The 16,828-nt window shown below is 65.3% G+C and carries 15 protein-coding genes and 1 tRNA gene; 8 read left to right on the forward strand and 8 right to left on the reverse strand.

Annotation, left to right across the window (positions count from 1 at the left end; genetic code table 11):
- Nucleotides 1-78 precede the first annotated feature (78 nt).
- On the forward strand, nt 79-522 hold the full coding sequence (locus ACK3BB_RS02970) for a winged helix-turn-helix transcriptional regulator (protein WP_428927246.1): 444 nt from the start codon (nt 79-81) through the stop codon (nt 520-522).
- Nucleotides 523-527: 5 nt separating this feature from the next.
- Here ACK3BB_RS02970 and ACK3BB_RS02975 read toward each other — a convergent pair whose 3' ends face one another.
- The gene (locus ACK3BB_RS02975) at nt 528-1,076 is read right to left on the reverse strand and encodes a TetR/AcrR family transcriptional regulator (protein ID WP_428927247.1); all 549 of its coding nucleotides are present in this window, start codon (nt 1,074-1,076) and stop codon (nt 528-530) included.
- A 283-nt stretch (nt 1,077-1,359) separates the two neighbouring features.
- On the opposite strand from ACK3BB_RS02975, the gene ACK3BB_RS02980 reads away from it, so the two are divergent.
- Nucleotides 1,360-2,436, forward strand: coding sequence for an alkene reductase (locus ACK3BB_RS02980; protein ID WP_428927248.1), 1,077 nt, complete (start codon nt 1,360-1,362; stop codon nt 2,434-2,436).
- A 118-nt stretch (nt 2,437-2,554) separates the two neighbouring features.
- Here the strand turns inward: ACK3BB_RS02980 and ACK3BB_RS02985 are convergent, their stop codons facing one another.
- The 5 genes from ACK3BB_RS02985 to ACK3BB_RS03005 form a co-directional block, all read right to left on the reverse strand.
- A complete protein-coding gene (locus ACK3BB_RS02985) occupies nt 2,555-3,652 on the reverse strand; it encodes a flagellar basal body P-ring protein FlgI (RefSeq protein WP_428927249.1) in 1,098 nt (365 codons plus the stop codon).
- Nucleotides 3,652-4,656 (reverse strand): flagellin, encoded by a 1,005-nt coding sequence (locus tag ACK3BB_RS02990; protein WP_428927250.1) that lies wholly within the window; start codon nt 4,654-4,656, stop codon nt 3,652-3,654. Before ACK3BB_RS02990 ends, ACK3BB_RS02985 begins: the two co-directional genes overlap by 1 nt.
- Nucleotides 4,657-4,658: 2 nt before the next feature.
- Complete coding sequence (flgK, locus tag ACK3BB_RS02995; protein WP_428927251.1) at nt 4,659-6,104, reverse strand: flagellar hook-associated protein FlgK; 1,446 nt, start codon at nt 6,102-6,104, stop codon at nt 4,659-4,661.
- A gap of 21 nt (nt 6,105-6,125) precedes the next feature.
- Nucleotides 6,126-7,415: a flagellar hook protein FlgE gene (locus tag ACK3BB_RS03000; RefSeq protein ID WP_428927252.1), complete on the reverse strand. Its 1,290-nt coding sequence runs from the start codon at nt 7,413-7,415 to the stop codon at nt 6,126-6,128.
- Between the two features lie 117 nt (nt 7,416-7,532).
- The gene (locus ACK3BB_RS03005) at nt 7,533-8,372 is read right to left on the reverse strand and encodes a flagellar motor protein MotB (RefSeq protein WP_428927253.1); all 840 of its coding nucleotides are present in this window, start codon (nt 8,370-8,372) and stop codon (nt 7,533-7,535) included.
- A gap of 150 nt (nt 8,373-8,522) precedes the next feature.
- Between ACK3BB_RS03005 and ACK3BB_RS03010 the strand changes: the two genes are divergently transcribed.
- The 4 genes from ACK3BB_RS03010 to ACK3BB_RS03025 all read left to right on the forward strand — a co-directional run bounded on the left by ACK3BB_RS03010 (nt 8,523) and on the right by ACK3BB_RS03025 (nt 11,718).
- A complete protein-coding gene (locus ACK3BB_RS03010; RefSeq protein WP_428927254.1) occupies nt 8,523-9,188 on the forward strand; it encodes a DNA-3-methyladenine glycosylase I in 666 nt (221 codons plus the stop codon).
- Nucleotides 9,189-9,315: 127 nt separating this feature from the next.
- A complete protein-coding gene (locus tag ACK3BB_RS03015) occupies nt 9,316-10,134 on the forward strand; it encodes an ABC transporter substrate-binding protein (protein WP_428927255.1) in 819 nt (272 codons plus the stop codon).
- Nucleotides 10,135-10,159: 25 nt separating this feature from the next.
- The gene (locus ACK3BB_RS03020; RefSeq protein WP_428927256.1) at nt 10,160-10,993 is read left to right on the forward strand and encodes an amino acid ABC transporter permease; all 834 of its coding nucleotides are present in this window, start codon (nt 10,160-10,162) and stop codon (nt 10,991-10,993) included.
- Nucleotides 10,990-11,718, forward strand: a complete 729-nt coding sequence (locus ACK3BB_RS03025; RefSeq protein WP_428927257.1) for an amino acid ABC transporter ATP-binding protein — start codon at nt 10,990-10,992, stop codon at nt 11,716-11,718. The genes ACK3BB_RS03020 and ACK3BB_RS03025 overlap by 4 nt, the downstream gene beginning before the upstream one ends.
- A gap of 27 nt (nt 11,719-11,745) precedes the next feature.
- On the opposite strand, the gene speB is transcribed toward ACK3BB_RS03025, so the two are convergent.
- Nucleotides 11,746-12,696: an agmatinase gene (gene speB, locus ACK3BB_RS03030; protein WP_428927258.1), complete on the reverse strand. Its 951-nt coding sequence runs from the start codon at nt 12,694-12,696 to the stop codon at nt 11,746-11,748.
- Nucleotides 12,697-12,883: 187 nt separating this feature from the next.
- On the opposite strand from speB, the gene ACK3BB_RS03035 reads away from it, so the two are divergent.
- Both ACK3BB_RS03035 and ACK3BB_RS03040 read left to right on the forward strand, forming a co-directional pair.
- Nucleotides 12,884-12,959 (forward strand) — tRNA-Thr (locus ACK3BB_RS03035).
- Between the two features lie 373 nt (nt 12,960-13,332).
- Entirely contained in the window at nt 13,333-15,012 is a 1,680-nt protein-coding gene (locus tag ACK3BB_RS03040; protein ID WP_428927259.1) for a tryptophan halogenase family protein, read from the forward strand.
- A 245-nt stretch (nt 15,013-15,257) separates the two neighbouring features.
- Here the strand turns inward: ACK3BB_RS03040 and ACK3BB_RS03045 are convergent, their stop codons facing one another.
- Entirely contained in the window at nt 15,258-16,820 is a 1,563-nt protein-coding gene (locus ACK3BB_RS03045; RefSeq protein ID WP_428927260.1) for a heme biosynthesis protein HemY, read from the reverse strand.
- Nucleotides 16,821-16,828 lie beyond the last annotated feature (8 nt).

Genomic DNA, 16,828 nt, shown 5'->3' on the forward strand with positions numbered 1-16,828 from the left:
GATGTCAGTTCCATAATGGAATGCACTATGGGTAAGTTCTCTTTCAGAACCTGTCAACTTCGGCGTAGTATGCCCGTCATGAAATGGGATGAGCTTGGAACCGAGGATTGCCCAGTTGCCCGTGGCCTGTCGGTCATTGGCGATCGGTGGACAATGCTCGTGCTGCGGGATTGCTTTCTGGGCATCCGGCGGTTCGACGACATGCAATCGCGGCTGGGCATCACCCGGCACGTGCTGGCCGACCGGCTGCGCAAGCTGGAAACCAGCGGCGTTCTGCGGCGCGAGAAATACCAGGACCGGCCCGAACGGTTCGAATACCGGCTGACCGAGCGGGGCAAGGCGCTGTACCCGGTGCTGATCTCGCTGATCGCCTGGGCCGAAGACAACGTGCCCGCGCCCGGGGGCAGCTCGCTGCGGCTGGTGTCACGGGAAACCGGGGAAGAAATCGCGCCGGTGCTGACCGATGCCCGTACCGGCCAGCGCATCACCCATCGCGACGTGCGGCCGATCACTCGGCCCTGATGCCGTCAAACCTTTGAACTGGCGTCGTTAATCCATTCGCGGGTCTCAAGCAGGATCTCGTCGGACAGGGCCGGGTCGTCCACCGCCCGGGCCAGGATCAGCGCGCCGACCATGGCCGACCAGGTGCCGATCGCCTGGCGCCGGCCGGTCTGGCCATCGGCGCAGGGCCCTTCGATCTGGGCCAATTGGGCACGCAGCCCATCCGCCATGGCGAGGCGCACATCGGGCGATTGACGGCTGACATCCGCGGCCAGCGCCGCCGTGGCACAACCCGCGCCGGCATCGTCGCGATGTTGCGGCGTCAGGTAGTCGGCAACCAGCGCGGCCAGCGCCTGCGGCTTCTCATGCGAACACTCCAGGCATTGCGCGACGGTCTGCGCGATCAGCTCGTCCTTTGATGCAAAATGTCCGTAAAAACCGCCATGGGTCAGCCCGGCGGCCTTCATCACCTCGGCCACCGACACCCCGTCAAAGCCCTTTTCCCGAAACAGCCGCGCAGCTTCGGCGAGGATCCGTTTCCGGTTCTCGGCCATCTGTTCACGCGACACTTTCATGGGTTTCCGCTCTCCGGGCTATTGAAGTCTTAGATGATGGTCATCATGTAAAACCAATCATGATGCACATCATGAATATAATCGCCGCGCAGCAAGGGATCAACGACATGCGCCACTTATCCGCGTCACCGAACCGGCTGGACCCAGGCGCCTGCCGTCCCCGTCCCAACGCATGACCCCCCCGGCAAGGATCCCTTTCTTGCGCATCGGCCCGGCGCGTCATCGTCATGTCGACGCGCCCCTCAACCAACCAGACAACCCCCTGAACACAAGGACTGATCCCATGTCCCATTCTCTCTTTGAACCCTATGACCTTGGCCCGACCCAGCTGAAGAACCGCGTGGTCATGGCCCCCCTGACCCGCAACCGGGCCGTCGAAGGGCTGGTGCCCAATCCGCTGGCCGTGGAATATTATCGCCAACGCGCCGGCGCCGGGCTGATCATCAGCGAGGCCACCCAGGTGTCGGCCCAGGCGCAGGGCTACCAGGACACGCCGGGCCTTTACACCGCCGACCAAATCGCCGGCTGGAAGCCCGTCACCGAAGCCGTTCATGCCGCCGGCGGCAAGATCTTTGTGCAGCTCTGGCATGTCGGGCGGGTCAGCCATTCCGACCTTCTGGGCGGCAAGGCGCCCGTCGGGCCCTCCGCCCTGCGCGCCGAAACCAAGACCTATGTAAACGGGGCCTTTGCCGAGGTGTCCGAACCCCGCGCGCTCGAGCTTGACGAGATCCCGGGCATCATCGCCGACTTCCGCCAGGCCGCGGCCAATGCCATTGCCGCGGGTTTCGACGGGGTCGAGATCCATGGCGCCAATGGCTACCTACTTGACCAGTTTGCCAAGGACAGCGCCAATCAGCGCACCGATGCCTATGGCGGGTCGGTCGAAAACAGGGCGCGGCTGATGCTGGAGGTGGCCGAAGCCGTGACCGACGAGATCGGCGCGGATCGCACCGGTATTCGCATTTCGCCGGTCTCGCCGGCCAATGGCGTGTCGTCCAGCGATCCCCAGGCCCAGTTCAACTATATCGTCGAAAAGCTGGAAGCGCTCGGGCTCGTCTACCTGCACGTGATCGAAGGCGCGACGGGCGGCCCGCGGGACGTGGCTCCGTTCGATTTCGCAGCCCTGCGTCAACGGTTCAGCAATACCTGGATCGGCAACAATGGCTATGATGCCGACCTGGCGCAGGCGCGGATCGATGGCGGCGAGACCGATCTCGTGGCCTTTGGCCGGCCGTTCATTGCCAACCCCGACCTGGTGAAGCGCCTTGAAACCGGCACGGCGCTGGCCCAGCCCAACCCGGCCACGATGTATGGCGGCGGGGCCGAGGGCTATGTCGATTACCCCGAAGCGGCGGCCTGACACCCGATCTGAACAATGAAGAAGGACCGGGGCCATGGCTCCGGTCCTTTTACTGCCAGCTGGGCGGCAGACCGGCCTTTTTGGCCTGCTATCACAATCTTCGCCCTATCCAACCCGTTCATCGCACGACAAATTCGGCATGCAGCGCCCCGGCCGCCTTGATCGTCTGCAGGATGTCGATCATGTCGCGCGGCGACACGCCCAGCGCGTTGAGCCCGGCAATGACCTGCGACAGCGACGTCCCTTCGGGCACTTCGGCCAGGCTGATCCCCGGGTCTTCCTCGATTTCCGCCCCGGTCCGCTGCACAACCACGGTCTCGCCCCGGGCAAAGGGGTTGGGCTGGATGGCAATCGGGGCTTCTTCGACGCGCAGGGTCAGGTTGCCCTGCGACACCGCCACCCGCGAAATGCGGACTTCGTCGCCCAGTACAATCGTTCCGGACCGCTGATCGACGACAACCCGGGCCTTGCGTTCGGGCTCGACCAGGATGTTTTCCACCCGTTCCAACGCATGGGCCGTCGATTCACTGCGGGTCGAGGCAATGTCGATCTCGATCGTCCCGGAATCGCGCATGATCGCCACGCCACGCCGGAACTCGCGGTTGATCGCAGCCTCGATCCGGCCGGCGGTGGTGAAATCGGGTTCACGCAGGGCCAATCGCACGGTGCTGAGCGAGGACAATTCGAACTCGATCTCGCGCTCGACCCGCGCGCCGGAGGGGATCAGCCCGGCGGTCGGAACCCCGGTGGTCACCGACGCCGCATCGCCCTCGGCCACGGCACCGCCGGCCAGCACGGTCCCCTGGGCGACGGCGTAGATCTGCCCGTCGGCCGCATTCAACGGCGTCATGATCAGCGTCCCGCCCATCAAGCTCTTGGCGTCGCCGATGGCCGACACCGTCACGTCGATCTGCGATCCGGCCCGTGAAAACGGCGGCAGGCTGGCGGTGACCAGCACGGCGGCCACGTTCTTGGGCCGGAACTGCTCGCCGGTCACGTTGACGCCCAGCCGTTCCAGGATCGTGGCCATGATGTCTTCGGTGAAAGGCGCGTTGCGCAGCCCGTCGCCGGTTCCGTTCAGGCCGACGACCAGGCCGTAGCCGACCAGATCGTTGCCTCGGACCCCGTCGAATTCGACAAGGTCCTTCAGCCGCACCGGGGCGGCAATGGCGGAGACGGGCAGGGCGAAGAGCAGAAGAAAAAGAAGAAGGCGCATCAGATGTAGTTCAGCAATGAAAGGCGCGACATGCGCGCGGTGACGGCATAGAGGCTCTCGAGGCGGACCTGCACATCGTCGAGCCGCGTGGCCACTTCGAAGGCATCCGCTCCGACCAGCGAGGTCCGGGCCTGTTCGAACCCGATACGCGAGGCGGCGTTGCGCGTTCGGGTCAGCTCGATCCGTTCCTGCGCCGCGCCGATGTCGGATTGCAGGCCGGTCAGCTGGGACTGGGCCGACAGCATGGCCGTGCCCGCCGCATCAAAGACCTCGATCTGTTCGTCGGAATCAAAGCCCCAGTCGCTGTCGGTGGCCAGGGCCGACATGGCCAGGCCCTTCAGCACCGATTTGAGCTGATCCGCATCGGCCCGCACCGCCATCTGGACGGACAGGTCATCGCCGATCGACACCGGGGTGATGTCGTTGGTCGAGCCCTGGTAGGCCATCGTGTCATAGCCCGCCGGATCGTCGAACCAATCGGAAATCGCGGTGACCAGGCTGGCCGGATCGGTGATCGGCGGCAAGGCGGCCTTCAGCGTATCCAGGAAATCGGTGGCCTCGACCAGCGGCTTGGTGTCCGTCGCCGCCCCGGCAAACAGACTTCGCCCGACCGATGTGCCGTTCAGCGCGGCGACCACGGCCTCCAGGTCGTTGCGCGCATCCTTGGCCGCATGATCGCGGGCTTCCTGGTAGGCGGTGGTCGTTGCGGGCAGGGTGCTGGCCACCGAAGAGGCCAGCAGGGCCGAGACCCGTTCCAGCGTCATCTGGGTGACTTCGGCAAAGTGGCTGGCCTCGTCCGCCGCCAGGTCGTAACCGTCGAGCAGGCGCAGGTTGTTCTCCACATCCGCGTAATAGGAAATGTCGCCGCCCAGGTGCGAGCCGATATCGGCCACGATCCCGGTGCTCAGCTCTTCGGTCAGCTTCATCAGCTCGTTCTTCATCCGGGTGCTCTGCACGCGCATGAGCGTGGATTGGGCAAGGTCTCCGATCGTGTATTGGCTCATGCTCAAAGCTCCAGCAGGGTTGTCATCATGATGTCGATCGTCTGCAGCACCTGGGCATTGGCCGCGTACATCTGCTCGATGACCATCAGCGTCTGCAATTCGGCGTCGGTATCGACACCATTGGCCGCCTCCAGCGCCGCCATTTCGCTTTGCTGGATCGCCGCATAGGATTGATCGGCCTCGGCATTGGCCCGTTCGGTGCCGATCAGCGAACTGACGTAATCGGCCAGGCCGGTGGCCGAATAGCTGCCCGTACCGATCGTCGCGGGCGCGGTGCGGGTGGCCTGGACCGCGCCAAGCAGATCCTGGATCAGGCTGGCGTTACCCACCTCGCCCTGGGTGGCCGCGCCAAGACCATCGCGCAGGCGCCAGCTTTCGCCACCCTGGTCGGGATCAACCGCGGCATTCAGCTCCAGCCGCTGGGCCAGCCCTTCGAGGCTGGACAGGTCGAGCGCGGCGCCATTGTCGGTAAAAAGCCCGGGGTCGCCGACCCCGCGCGTGGGATCGATCGCGCTGTCTTCGAACCGTTCGACAAGATCCCGGGCCAGCCCGTCGAGACGCTCCTGCATCTCGACGGCCGCCACGTCGCGCGATTCGAAGGCCGCGATCAATGTTCCGCCTCGCAGCTTGCTCGATGCGGCGTCGGTCGTGATGTCACGGCCGTTGAAGGTCAGCCCGTTCAGGTCGCCATCCTCGATCGACATGTATTCCGTCACCAGGTTGACCGGGCTGAAACCGATCTCGGCCGGCTCGATATCCAGCAGGATCGCCCCGCCCGTCGAGTAGAGCGAGACCTGGCCGTTGTCGCGCGGCACCTCGCGCACCGGCACGATTTCCGACAATTCGTCGATCATCACCTGGCGCTGGTCGATCAGGGGCGCGGCGGAATTGCCCGAAATGGCAGTCTTTGAGATCGCGGTGTTCATCTCGTCGATGCGGACCAGAAGCGTATTCAGCCGCTCGACCTGTGCGGTGATGTCCTTCTCGGCCTCGTTGCGCAGGGTCTGCACACCCTTGGCCGCGGTGCGGATGGCATAGACCAGATCTTCGGCGGCATTGACGGCCTGGTCCAGGCGAATGCCCGAATCCGGGCGGCTGGCGGCTTCCAGAAGATCCGACTGGAACTGGGCCATGCGCGCCGACAGCGACGCGCCATCGTCGGGCAGGCCGACGATGGATTCGACGCGCGTCAGGAAATTCGACGCTATGGTCGCTGACCCCAGCTGGGCATCGGCCTGGCGCCGGTTGGCCAGGAGAACCGGATCCGTGAACCGCGTGATCCCGACGATCCGCACCCCCGATCCGTTGTGGTCGGACGTCATGCCGACCGAGCGCACGCCGTATCCCGGGGTCAGCGCATTGGCGATATTGTCCGAGATCAGGCGCGTGGTCATCGAGGCCATGGTCAGGCCGCTGAGCGCACTTCTGGATGCGGCGGAAAGGGACATGGTCCGGTCCTCCTAAAGCGATCAACGCTTGATGTTGGTGGTTTCCTGGAGCATTTCGTCGACGGTCTGGATGACCTTGGCATTGGACGAATAGGCCCGCTGCGTCTGAATCATGTCGGTCAGTTCCGAAGCGATATCGACGTTGGATTCCTCGCGGGCATAAGACGCCAGCGTGCCCGTCGGCCCATCGCCGGCATCCCACAGGAAGAAGGTGCCGCTGGTGGCGTTGACGCGATAGGTCTGCTGGCTGAGCGGAACCAGACCGTTGGGATTGGCGACATTGACCAGCGGCACCTGGTAGAGCGTTTCGGTCACCCCGGTGTCGTAGAGCACGTTCACCAGGCCATTTTCGTCGATCTCGACCGACACCATGTTGCCGACGGGCGAGCCGTCCTTGCTGATCGAGATCGGCGCAAAGCTGTCGGACAGCTGGGTCAGGCCGAATTCGTCGTTGATCGCCCCGATGTCGAATTCGATCGGGCCGCTGGCCGCGGTGACGATCACCGTGCCCTCGGCAGGATCGTACGTGCCGCCGGAAACCGTGGTGACCGACTGGATCGTGCCGCCGGCGGTGCGGCTGTCCTCGAAGGTGATGACATATTCGCCGATCATCGCCCCGTCCTGAGCGCTGTCGGACATCACCACGGTCCATTCGTTGGACGTGCCGCTCGCCGGCACCGTCGGCGTGAATTCCAAGGTGATGGATTGCGACCGGCCGAGGTTGTCGAAATATTCCACCGTCAGTTCATGCGGCTCGCCGCTGGCGCCCGCCTCGGTATCGACGGCCGGCAGGTTGAGGCTCATCGAGACCGAGGTTGTCGGATCGCCCGAGAGGTTGAGGCTGAACTGGATCGGCTCAAGCCCGTCGGACGTGTCGCGCGGATAATTCGGCACCGAACCGTCTTCGTTCGCGGGCCATCCCATCAGCAGCAGGCCGGTTTCGGTGGCCAGGTAACCATCTTCGTTGATGCGGAAACTGTCCCCCCGGCTGAGCAGCATTTCCGAACCGCCGGCGGCGAAGTCCGGCTCCCATGTGACGGGCATGAAACCACGGCCGCGAATCGCCAAATCGGTCGGATTGTTGGTATTGACCAGCGCGCCAGCCTCGTCGATCAGCCGCATCGTGGTGGCCGCAACCCCACCGGCGGAATAGGCGCTGCCGGACCCCATCACCATGGCATCAAAGCTGGTTTCAACCCGCTTGTAGCCGTAAGTCGATGCGTTGGCGATGTTTTCCGAGATGGAGGAAAGCTGTGTCGAATTTGACTGCAATCCGGATACACCGGCGTTCAGTGAGGACGACATGGACATGGATGCACCTTTCTGTTGCTGCATGCGGGTGTTGCAGCAACAGCTAGCGTGCTTGGGATTAAGGCCGGGCTAACAGATCAAATCCCACCTATTCTCGCGCCCCTCGTCGCGCCCCCGTCATTCCCTCAGCAAGATGACCTCGATCCGGTTGTTGCGTGTCGACATCGGATCCCGCGCCACCAGCTCGCGGTCGGCATTGCCCGTCACCCGCCGGATGCGTTCGGGCTTTACCCCTGCAAATTCAAAGAGTTCCCGGGCCACATGCGCCCGCCGGGTCGATTGATCCCAGGCCGGGTTGTTGGCCAGCACAACCGGATGCGCGCGCAGGTGGCCTTCGATTGCCAGCGTATTGCGCACCGGCGCGATCACCCGCGTCACCATGCGCACCAGGTCGCGCAACAGCACGGTCGGCCGGTCGGTGTCGCCTTCGAACAGCGGATGATCGTCGGTGGCAAAAAGCTCGATGATCAGCCCTTCGTCGGTCACCCGCGTGATCACGTGCTTGAGCATCTGGTCGGTCACCATGCTCTCGCCGCCACGCCCCATCAGCGCGTCTTCCATGTCGGTAAAGGCCTGGTCCTGTTCGGCGGCTTCATCGCCTTCCTGCAACAACCCGCTTTCCCCGCGCGACTTGTCGGATTCGGTCGGGTGGACGGATGCCGCCCCGGTGCCCATTTCAAGAAAGGAATCCTGGGAAAACACGCTCTGGCCGCCGAACATGCCGTCGCCACCGCCAGTCACCCGGCTGATCGGCACCGTTGGCGAAAAGTAATCCGCCAGGCCCTTGCGTTGCTTTTCCGTCGTTGCGTTCAGCAGCCACATCAACATGAAGAAGGCCATCATCGCGGTCACGAAATCCGCGTAGGCGACTTTCCAGGCACCGCCATGGTGCCCGTCACCGCCAGAGACCTTCTTCCTCTTGATGATGACCGGCGCTTCGTTGCCTGGCGCAGCCATCTCACCCACCTATGTTCACCCGGGATCAGGGATAGCAGGGCAGGTGTTAAAACGGACTTAACGGGCGCGGGACGGGCACGGAGCGAACCCGACGGCTTGATTTCCGCCCCGGGCTTTGGCCTTCTGGCCCGGACCAGGCAGGAGAGCGGCATGCGCCCCTTCGACGAGATCCATGCCATTGCCGCCGAGCGCAAGGGCGGGCCGGCCGCGCTCGAGGCCCTGCTGTCGCAGCCCCTGCCCGCCGAGGAACTGGCCGCCACGAGCGATGACCGCTGGCTGTCGATGATGGCCCGCTGCGTCTTTCAGGCCGGGTTCAGCTGGAAGGTCATCGACGCCAAGTGGCCGGGGTTCGAAACGGCCTTTGACGGATTTGCACCCGCCCGGGTCGCGGCCTATCACGACGACGACATCGACCGGCTGCTGGCCGACCGGGGCATCGTGCGCAACGGGGCCAAGATCGCGTCGGTCATCGACAATGCGCGGATGGTGCTGGACCTGGCCGCCGCCCATGGCAGCATGGGCCGCCACGTGGCCGACTGGCCGGTCACCGATCACGCCGGCCTGCTGGCCAGTCTGGCCAGGGACGGCAGTCGACTGGGCGGTGGCACGGCCCAGCGGATGCTGCGGTTCATGGGCCGCGACGGATACGTCCTGTCGCCCGATGTCACCGCCCGGCTGATCGCCGAGGGCATCGTTGCCAAGGCCCCGACGTCGAAACGGGACATGGCCGCCGTGCAGGCCGCCTTCAACACCTGGATGACGCAATCGGGCCGCGGACTGACCCAGATCAGCCAGGTGCTGGCCTTTTCCGTCTGACCCCGCCGCCCCGGCATGCGATGCCGGGAAATGCGCCGGCCTCTCCCCGCCTTGGGGCTGGACAATTGGCACCGCGATGCGGAACCTGCCTGCAACCGCTCCGGGAGATCACGAGGACCGATAGCCGATGAAGACCCTGACCCTGACATTCTGCGCCGCCACCCTGGCCGCCGGCGCCGCGCTGGCCGCCGACAGCTGTGCCACGGGCAAGACCCTGAAGGACGGCGTGCTGACCATCGCCACGGGCAACCCGGCCTATTACCCCTGGGTGGCCGACGACAAGCCGGAGAGCGGCAAGGGATTCGAGGCCGCGACGGCCTATGCGATCGCCGAGAAGATGGGCTTTGGCCGGGACCAGGTCGAATGGGTGCGCACGTCCTTCGACGAGGCGATCCAGCCCGGGGCCAAGAATTTCGATTTCAACATGCAGCAATATTCGATCACGCCCGAGCGCGAGCAGATGGTCGATTTCTCGCTGCCCTACTACACCTCGGCCATGGCCGTGCTGACCACCGACGCCGTTGTCGAGAACGGGATCGAACCGACCGTTGCCTCGCTGAAGGGCGTGATCTGGGGCGCTGATGCCAACACCACGGCCGTGCCCATGCTGATGGACATGGTCGGGCCCGAGAAGGACCCGCTGCTCTATGGCGACAATGCCGATGTCACGGCCGCCATGCAGGCCCGCCAGATCGACGCCGCCCTGTTCGACCTGCCCACGGCGCTCTATCTCGCCGCCGTCGTGCTGGACGGCGGCACCGTGCTGGGCCAGTTCCCGGCCGACCGGTCGGAGAACCCCGACCAGTTCGGCCTGCTGCTGGAAGACGGCAACCCGCTGAAGGAATGTGTCGACGCGGCGATCACCGCCCTGACCGACAGCGGCGAGCTGGCCGCGATCGAGGCCAAGTGGCTGCAGGAGGCCACCGGCGTTCCGGTCATCGAGTGACCCCGGCGCAGGACAGGCCCAGGACATGACTTCCCCCTCTCCCGGCGCGGCCCCCGGGCGCCGCGCCGCCTACGAAGCCCGGCTGCGCCGCCGGTCGGCGCTGATCGCCGGCGGCTCGTCGGTGGCCATCGTGCTGGCCATTGTCATCCTGGTGCCCATGGCCCCGGGCTGGGAAGCCGTGAAGAAGAGCTTCTTCAACCTCGACGTGCTGATGCGCACCTTTCCGGGGCTGCTGGATGCCTTCCTGATGGACATCGCCATCTTTGCCTGGTGCGCCCCGCCCATCGCCCTGCTGGGCCTGGCCATCGCCCTGTGCCGCGACGTGCGCAGCCCGGTGCTGTTCCCCCTGCGGGCCTTCGGTGCGCTGTATACCGATATCTTCCGTGGCCTGCCGGTCATCCTGGTTGTCTATCTCATCGGCTTCGGCGTGCCCGGGCTGGGCCTGCCCCGGCCGTGGAATTCGCCCTATATCTGGGGCTCTTTGGCGCTGATCGTCGTCTATGCGGCCTATGTCGCCGAGGTCATCCGCTCGGGCATCGATTCGATCCACCAGAGCCAGCGCGCCGCGGCCCAGTCGCTGGGGCTGAGCGATGCCGACACGATGCGCTATGTCATCCTGCCCCAGGCCCTGCGCAACGTCGTGCCGGCCAACATGAACCTGTTCATCGCCCTGCAGAAGGATGTTGCCCTGCTGTCCTTCATCGGGCCGGTCGAGATCTTTCGCCAGGCCGGGGTCTACAAGTCGCTGATGGCCAATTTCACGCCCTATGTCGGCGCCGCGCTGATCTTCCTGGCCGTGACCATCCCGGCCACGCGCTATGCCGATTACCTGATGTCGCGCCAGAGGACCCGCCGATGAGCCTGCTGAGCCTGCGCGCCGTGACCAAGAGCTTTGGCGACACGCCGGTGATCCGGGGCATCGACCTGGACGTCGACCGCGGCCAGCTGGTCTGCCTGATCGGGGCCTCCGGGTCGGGCAAGTCGACCCTGCTGCGCTGCATCAACCTGCTGGAGCCGATCGACGACGGCGAGATCTTTCTGGACGGGACGGATATTGCCGAACCGGGGCTGGACCCGCGCCCGGTGCGCCAGAGGGTGGGCATGGTGTTCCAGTCCTACAACCTGTTTCCCCACATGACCGCCGCGCAGAACGTCATGCTGGCGCCCCGGCGGGTCAAGGCCCGCACCCCGGCCGCGCTGGACGAACCCGTGCGCGCGCTGTTCCGGCGGTTCGGGCTGGAAGACCGGATGGACCATTACCCCGACGCCCTGTCGGGCGGCCAGCAACAGCGCGTGGCGATCATCCGGGCCCTGGCCATGGAACCGGAAATCCTGCTGCTGGACGAGGTCACCTCGGCGCTTGATCCCGAGCTGGTGGGCGAGGTGCTGGACGTGCTGCGCCAGCTGCGCGGCGATGGCATGACGATGATCCTGGCCACCCACGAGATGAGCTTTGCCCGCGAGGTGGCCGACCGGGTCTGTTTCCTTCATATGGGACAGATTCTGGAAAGTGGGACACCCGAGCAGATGTTCACCGCGCCCGGACATGACCGGACGCGGGCGTTCCTGAAACGCGTGCTGTGACCCCGGCGCGGCGGGGTCAACCCCGCCCTACGCAGCCGCGTGACGTTCGGCCAGAAGGCACAGGATCTCGAACCCCAGCGCCGCACCGGCCAGCGCGGTGACATAACCGGTGTCGAAGGGCGGCGAGACCTCGACCAGGTCGGCACCGACATAGTTCAGGCCGCGCAGGCCACGCAGCAGGACCTGGGCCTGGTGGGTGGTCATGCCGCCGATCTCGGGCGTGCCGGTGCCCGGCGCATAGACCGGATCGAGGCTGTCGATGTCATAGGTCAGATAGACCGGCCGGTCGCCGACCAGCTTGCGGGCTTCCTCGGCAATGGCCTCGGGTCCCTTGGCATGGAATTCCTCGCAGAACACCACGCGCATGCCGGCGGCCTCCGAATAATCCCAACCTTCAGAGGAATTCTGGGTGCCCCGGATGCCGATCTGGATCGTGGCATGGGGGTCGATCAGGCCTTCCTCGTGGGCGCGGCGGAAAGGCGAGCCGTGGTTGAACTTGGACCCGAAGAAATCGTCCAGCGTATCGGTATGGGCGTCGATGTGGATCATTGCCACCGGCCCGTCCTTGGCCACGGCGCGCAGCAGCGGCAGGCTGATCGAATGATCGCCGCCAATAGCCAGGGGCAGGATTCCGGCACCGACAAGCCCGGCGGTGAAGGCCGCGATCTCGTCATGGGTCTTTTCGATGTCGAAGATCTCGGTCAGGGGCACATCGCCCATGTCGCGGATCCGGGCCAGGTCAAAGGGCGCCACGCGGGTGGCATGGTTGACCGCACGCATCAGCGAGGATTGGTTGCGCAGCTCGCGCGGGCCGTGGCGGGCCCCGGCCCGGTTGGTCAACGCGCCGTCATAGGGCACGCCGAAGATGCCGATATCGGCCTCGTCCAGGCTTTGCGCCAGGGGCGCGCGCATGAAGGTGGCGACTTCGGCGAAGCGCGGGGCGAAACGGTCGGGGGTGGAAGGCGGGTCGTATGCCATGGGGTCTCCGGTCTTGGTCGGCGTGGATCGCGGCCGGATCACTGTTGGGCCGGGGCGAAATCGGGGTCAATGCACCGGCCGGTCATTCCCGGCCCGAATTGACCAATCGATGGATTGGCCACTTGCGCGCGCCTGTTTCACCGGCTAAAGGGAGCGTCGCACCGGGGCCTTTGCGGGCCGGATGCAGGCCGCTGTAGCTCAGCTGGTAGAGCACGTCATTCGTAATGATGGGGTCGGGGGTTCGAGTCCCTTCAGCGGCACCACTTCCCACAGACCAGGACAGACGCCCGACGGGATTGCCATTTTGCCATGCCGCCTTGCGCGTGGCGTCGGGCATCATCTGCATGCCCTTCCGTGAAACCACGAGCGAGCGGCGGTCAACCTTGGGGCGACATATCTGCTGTCAGCAAATGGATGCTATCGTCATGCCTGCTGTCAGCAAATTGATGCACCCATCATGCAATTAACCCCAATTGCCCTTGCATCGACAAATCCCGCCAGCCGCGGTGATAAAATTTTGATTGTTTTTTAGCTAGATAGCCGCCTCCCCCCAGGTCACGGCGCGTAATTCTTAGGGCGCCTCGGCAAAGCTGCTACAAATTTCCCCAAAACCAATAATCGGGGGGACGAAACGAAATGAACAATCGCCTTGGCAAGATCACCATCGTCGGCGGTGGCACCGCCGGCTGGATGACCGCGCTGATCCTGGAAATGGTCCTGTCGCGCACTTCGGCGCCCAAGGACCGGCCGCAGATCTGCCTGATCGAAAGCCCCAACATCGCCACCGTCGGCGTCGGCGAGGCCACGGTGCCGCGCATGCCGGTCACCCTGCGCCAGGCCGGCATTTCCGAACGGGATTTCTTTCGCGAAACCAACGCCTCGTTCAAGCTGGGCGTCAAGTTCTGCAACTGGAACACCGATGCCGCGGGCAATCGCATCGACTACGTCAATCCCTTTGCCCATGGCCAGATGCTCGAAGGTCTGGAGGCCGCGGAATACTTTCTGCGCTTCGGGAATGGCGACCGCGATTTCACCCAGTCGATCTCGCCGCATGACGACCTGGCCCGCCTGTGCAAGGGTGCGCGGCTGCTGGGCCAGCCGGAATTCGAACAGCGCTTTGGCTATGCCTATCACCTGGATGCCGTGAAATTCGCAGCCATGCTGACCCGGGTCTGCACCAAGCGCGGGGTGCAGCATATCCAGGACGAGGTGACCTCGGTCGAGCTGGATGAACAGGGCAATGTCAGCCACCTGCTGCTGGAACGCGGGGGCCGGCACGACATCGAGATGGTTGTCGATTGCACCGGGTTCCGCGGGCTGATCATCAACCAGGCCCTGGGCGAGCCCTTCATGGATTACTCGGATTACCTGCCCAACGACCGGGCCCTGGCGTTGCAGGTCGAACATCCCGACCCCGAGAAGATCGAAAGCGTCACCCGGTCGACAGCGCTTGGCGCGGGCTGGACCTGGCGGGTGCCGCTCTACAACCGCGTGGGCACGGGATACGTGTTTTCCTCGGCCCATCGGACCGATGACCAGGCGGCGGATGAATATCTCGACTGGCTGGGCGACAGCGGCAAGGGGCTGACGCCGCGGGTGATCCCCATGCGCATCGGCCGGGTGCGCAACGCCTGGGTCAAGAATTGCGTGGCCATCGGCCTGGCCGGCGGGTTCATCGAACCGCTGGAAAGCACGGCCATCCACATGGTCGATCACGCCGTGCGCTGGTTTGCCGAACACCTGCCCACGCGCGAGATCGAGCCGGCCCTGCGGACGCGCTACAATCGCCAGATGAACAAGCTTTATGACGAGGTGCTGGATTTCATCTGCCTGCATTACCGGCTGGGCAACCGCACCGACGATCCCTACTGGATCGACGCGCGCACCCAGACCAAGATCCCCGACCGGCTCGCCGAGAACCTGGAACTGTGGCAGCACCGGTTGCCGATGGACCACGACATCGAATTTGCCTCGCTCTTCGATTTCCGGGTCTACCAGACGGTGCTGCTGGGCAAACAGGTCTATGACACGGGCTATGGCCCGGGCATCCGCGACCGGCTGCGGCCGCTGAAAAAGCCGATCTGGTTCCAGTATTGGAAGAGCGCCAAGGCCGACCTGGCGCGCACGCTGAAATCCATGCCCGATCACAAGACGCTGCTGCGCGATATCCGGGGCGAGCTGAACCAGCCGGCCTTTGGCATCGCCATGGCGCCCAAGGCCGGCCCGGCCGACGTGGCCCCGGCGCTGGCCGGGATGCAGGCCATGCCCGACCATGCCGAGATCCAGAGCGGCGTGAAGGATTTGCAGTTGTTCTGAGGGGCGGACCGTTCCGGGCCCCGGGCTGCGGCCTGACAGGAGGCAGCGTGGGCGCTCGGGCGGTGTGGTCCAAATGTGATCGGACGGCGGCCCGGATAAGCGGACGGGCGGTCAGGCGCCGGGGGCCGGAAAGACCGCCCGGCGTGGGCCCGGAATGGACGCCCGGACGAGAATTCAGACAATTCCCAAAAGAAAACCCGGCCGCATCGGGAATGCGGCCGGGGCTGGATCGCTACAGCGCGGGATCAGCGCCGGATCGGATCGGTATCGACGGTTTCGCCTTCGGTCGGTGCCACGCTGTCGGGGCGCGGCGGGGTCGGCTCGTCGATGATCTCGGCCTCGGGCGCATCGACCGCGTCTTCGCCCATCGGCTGGGCCGGGTCGGCCACGGGGGTGACCGGCGCCATCGGCGCGGCGGGCACCGGCGCGGGATCGTCGGCCAGCACCAGCGGCAGCATGGTTTCGCCCGTTGCCCCGGCCACGGCATCATCGGGCGCCTCGCGCCAGCTGAGCGTGTCGAAGGCCCCGCAGTTGGAACAGATCGGCATCCAGTCCTTGTGCACCTGGCTGCACTTGTCGCAGACCCAGCGCGTGCCGCGCGGGGCGGTCACGGCCTTGCCCAGCCAGCCGCGCACCACGGCCTCGGGTGCGCCTTCACCGCGTTCGATCGCCGCCATCATGGTCAGCACGCGGACATTGGGCTTGGTCTCGACCAGGTCGCCAAGCGCCCGGCGGGCCGCCGGGAAATCCTCGGCCGCGATCAGCAGCTCGGTGGCCAGCATGCGCGTCTCGGGATCGTCGGGATGCACGTTTGTCAGCGCCTTGAACCGCTCGACCCGCTGGGCCGGCGTTTCGTTCGGCGCGATCTCGGCAAAGGCCGCGGCCAGGTCGGGATGCGGATGCACCGACCAGGTCTTCTTCAGGATGCGCGCGGCATACTTGTCGTTGCCACCCTTGATATAGGCCCGCGCGGCCATGACCGACGCCGGGATCAGGTCGGGCGATTTCTTGTTCGCCGCGATCGCCGCCTCGCGCGCCTCGATCGACGCATCGGCATCGATGATGTCCTGCGCCTCGGACAGGGCCAGGACGGCCTCGCGCCGGGTATAGACATCGCGCGGCAGCGACCCCGATTTCAGCTTGGCGTTCAGCGTGTTGCGCGCGCCTTTCCAATCATGGGCATCGGCCTGAAGCTGCAACAGGATGTCCTGCACCTCTTCGTGGCGCGGCTTGAGCTCAAAGGCCTTCTCGGCCAGTTTCTTGGCCGTGTCCTTGTCGCCCTCGACCAGCTTCTGCTTGAGGATGCCCCGCACGCCGACAAACCGCGTGGTCTTGTCGGTCAGCAGCTTCTTGTAGGCCTCGGCCGCCAGCTTGGTGTCACCCGCCATCTCGGCCGCCTGGGCGGTGATGATGTTGGTGATCTCGGGCTGACCCAGCAGCTTTTCGGCCCGCTGGGCCTTGGCCATGGCCGCCTTGCCCTCGCCCCCGGCCAGGGCCATCAGGCTTTCCGACAGCGCCCGGTATCCGCGCCGTTCGCGCGACCGGTCGAAATAGCGCGACAGGGCGGTTTCATCCCCGGCGAGGAACTTCAGCAGGGCGACCAGGAAGGACGCGATCTTGAGCACGACCCAAAGACCGACCAGCAGGATCAGCAGGCCGAGCACGGATTCCAGGGGGCCGAACGTGTATTCGATCCCGGCGACCGTGACCTGCACGCCGCCTTCGGTTTCCATCAGGTAGGACGCGCCCAGGCCCAACGCGGCAACAACGGCAACGAAGACCAGAACCTTGATAAGTGACCAGAGCATGGGGGATC

It is taken from the genome of Marinibacterium sp. SX1 (genome assembly GCF_050389775.1).
GTDB lineage: Bacteria > Pseudomonadota > Alphaproteobacteria > Rhodobacterales > Rhodobacteraceae > Marinibacterium.

Excerpts from the sequence above, each read along its gene's own strand:
- ACK3BB_RS03005 (WP_428927253.1), bottom strand. The coding sequence starts at position 8,372 with ATGGCTGCGCCAGGCAACGAAGCGCCGGTCATCATCAAGAGGAAGAAG.
- ACK3BB_RS03020 (WP_428927256.1), top strand. The coding sequence starts at position 10,160 with ATGACTTCCCCCTCTCCCGGCGCGGCCCCCGGGCGCCGCGCCGCCTAC.
- ACK3BB_RS03010 (WP_428927254.1), top strand. The coding sequence starts at position 8,523 with ATGCGCCCCTTCGACGAGATCCATGCCATTGCCGCCGAGCGCAAGGGC.
- ACK3BB_RS03040 (WP_428927259.1), top strand. The coding sequence starts at position 13,333 with ATGAACAATCGCCTTGGCAAGATCACCATCGTCGGCGGTGGCACCGCC.
- ACK3BB_RS02975 (WP_428927247.1), bottom strand. The coding sequence starts at position 1,076 with ATGAAAGTGTCGCGTGAACAGATGGCCGAGAACCGGAAACGGATCCTC.
- ACK3BB_RS02970 (WP_428927246.1), top strand. The coding sequence starts at position 79 with ATGAAATGGGATGAGCTTGGAACCGAGGATTGCCCAGTTGCCCGTGGC.
- ACK3BB_RS02980 (WP_428927248.1), top strand. The coding sequence starts at position 1,360 with ATGTCCCATTCTCTCTTTGAACCCTATGACCTTGGCCCGACCCAGCTG.
- ACK3BB_RS03000 (WP_428927252.1), bottom strand. The coding sequence starts at position 7,415 with ATGTCCATGTCGTCCTCACTGAACGCCGGTGTATCCGGATTGCAGTCA.
- speB (WP_428927258.1), bottom strand. The coding sequence starts at position 12,696 with ATGGCATACGACCCGCCTTCCACCCCCGACCGTTTCGCCCCGCGCTTC.
- ACK3BB_RS03045 (WP_428927260.1), bottom strand. The coding sequence starts at position 16,820 with ATGCTCTGGTCACTTATCAAGGTTCTGGTCTTCGTTGCCGTTGTTGCC.
- flgK (WP_428927251.1), bottom strand. The coding sequence starts at position 6,104 with ATGTCCCTTTCCGCCGCATCCAGAAGTGCGCTCAGCGGCCTGACCATG.
- ACK3BB_RS03025 (WP_428927257.1), top strand. The coding sequence starts at position 10,990 with ATGAGCCTGCTGAGCCTGCGCGCCGTGACCAAGAGCTTTGGCGACACG.
- ACK3BB_RS02985 (WP_428927249.1), bottom strand. The coding sequence starts at position 3,652 with ATGCGCCTTCTTCTTTTTCTTCTGCTCTTCGCCCTGCCCGTCTCCGCC.
- ACK3BB_RS02990 (WP_428927250.1), bottom strand. The coding sequence starts at position 4,656 with ATGAGCCAATACACGATCGGAGACCTTGCCCAATCCACGCTCATGCGC.
- ACK3BB_RS03015 (WP_428927255.1), top strand. The coding sequence starts at position 9,316 with ATGAAGACCCTGACCCTGACATTCTGCGCCGCCACCCTGGCCGCCGGC.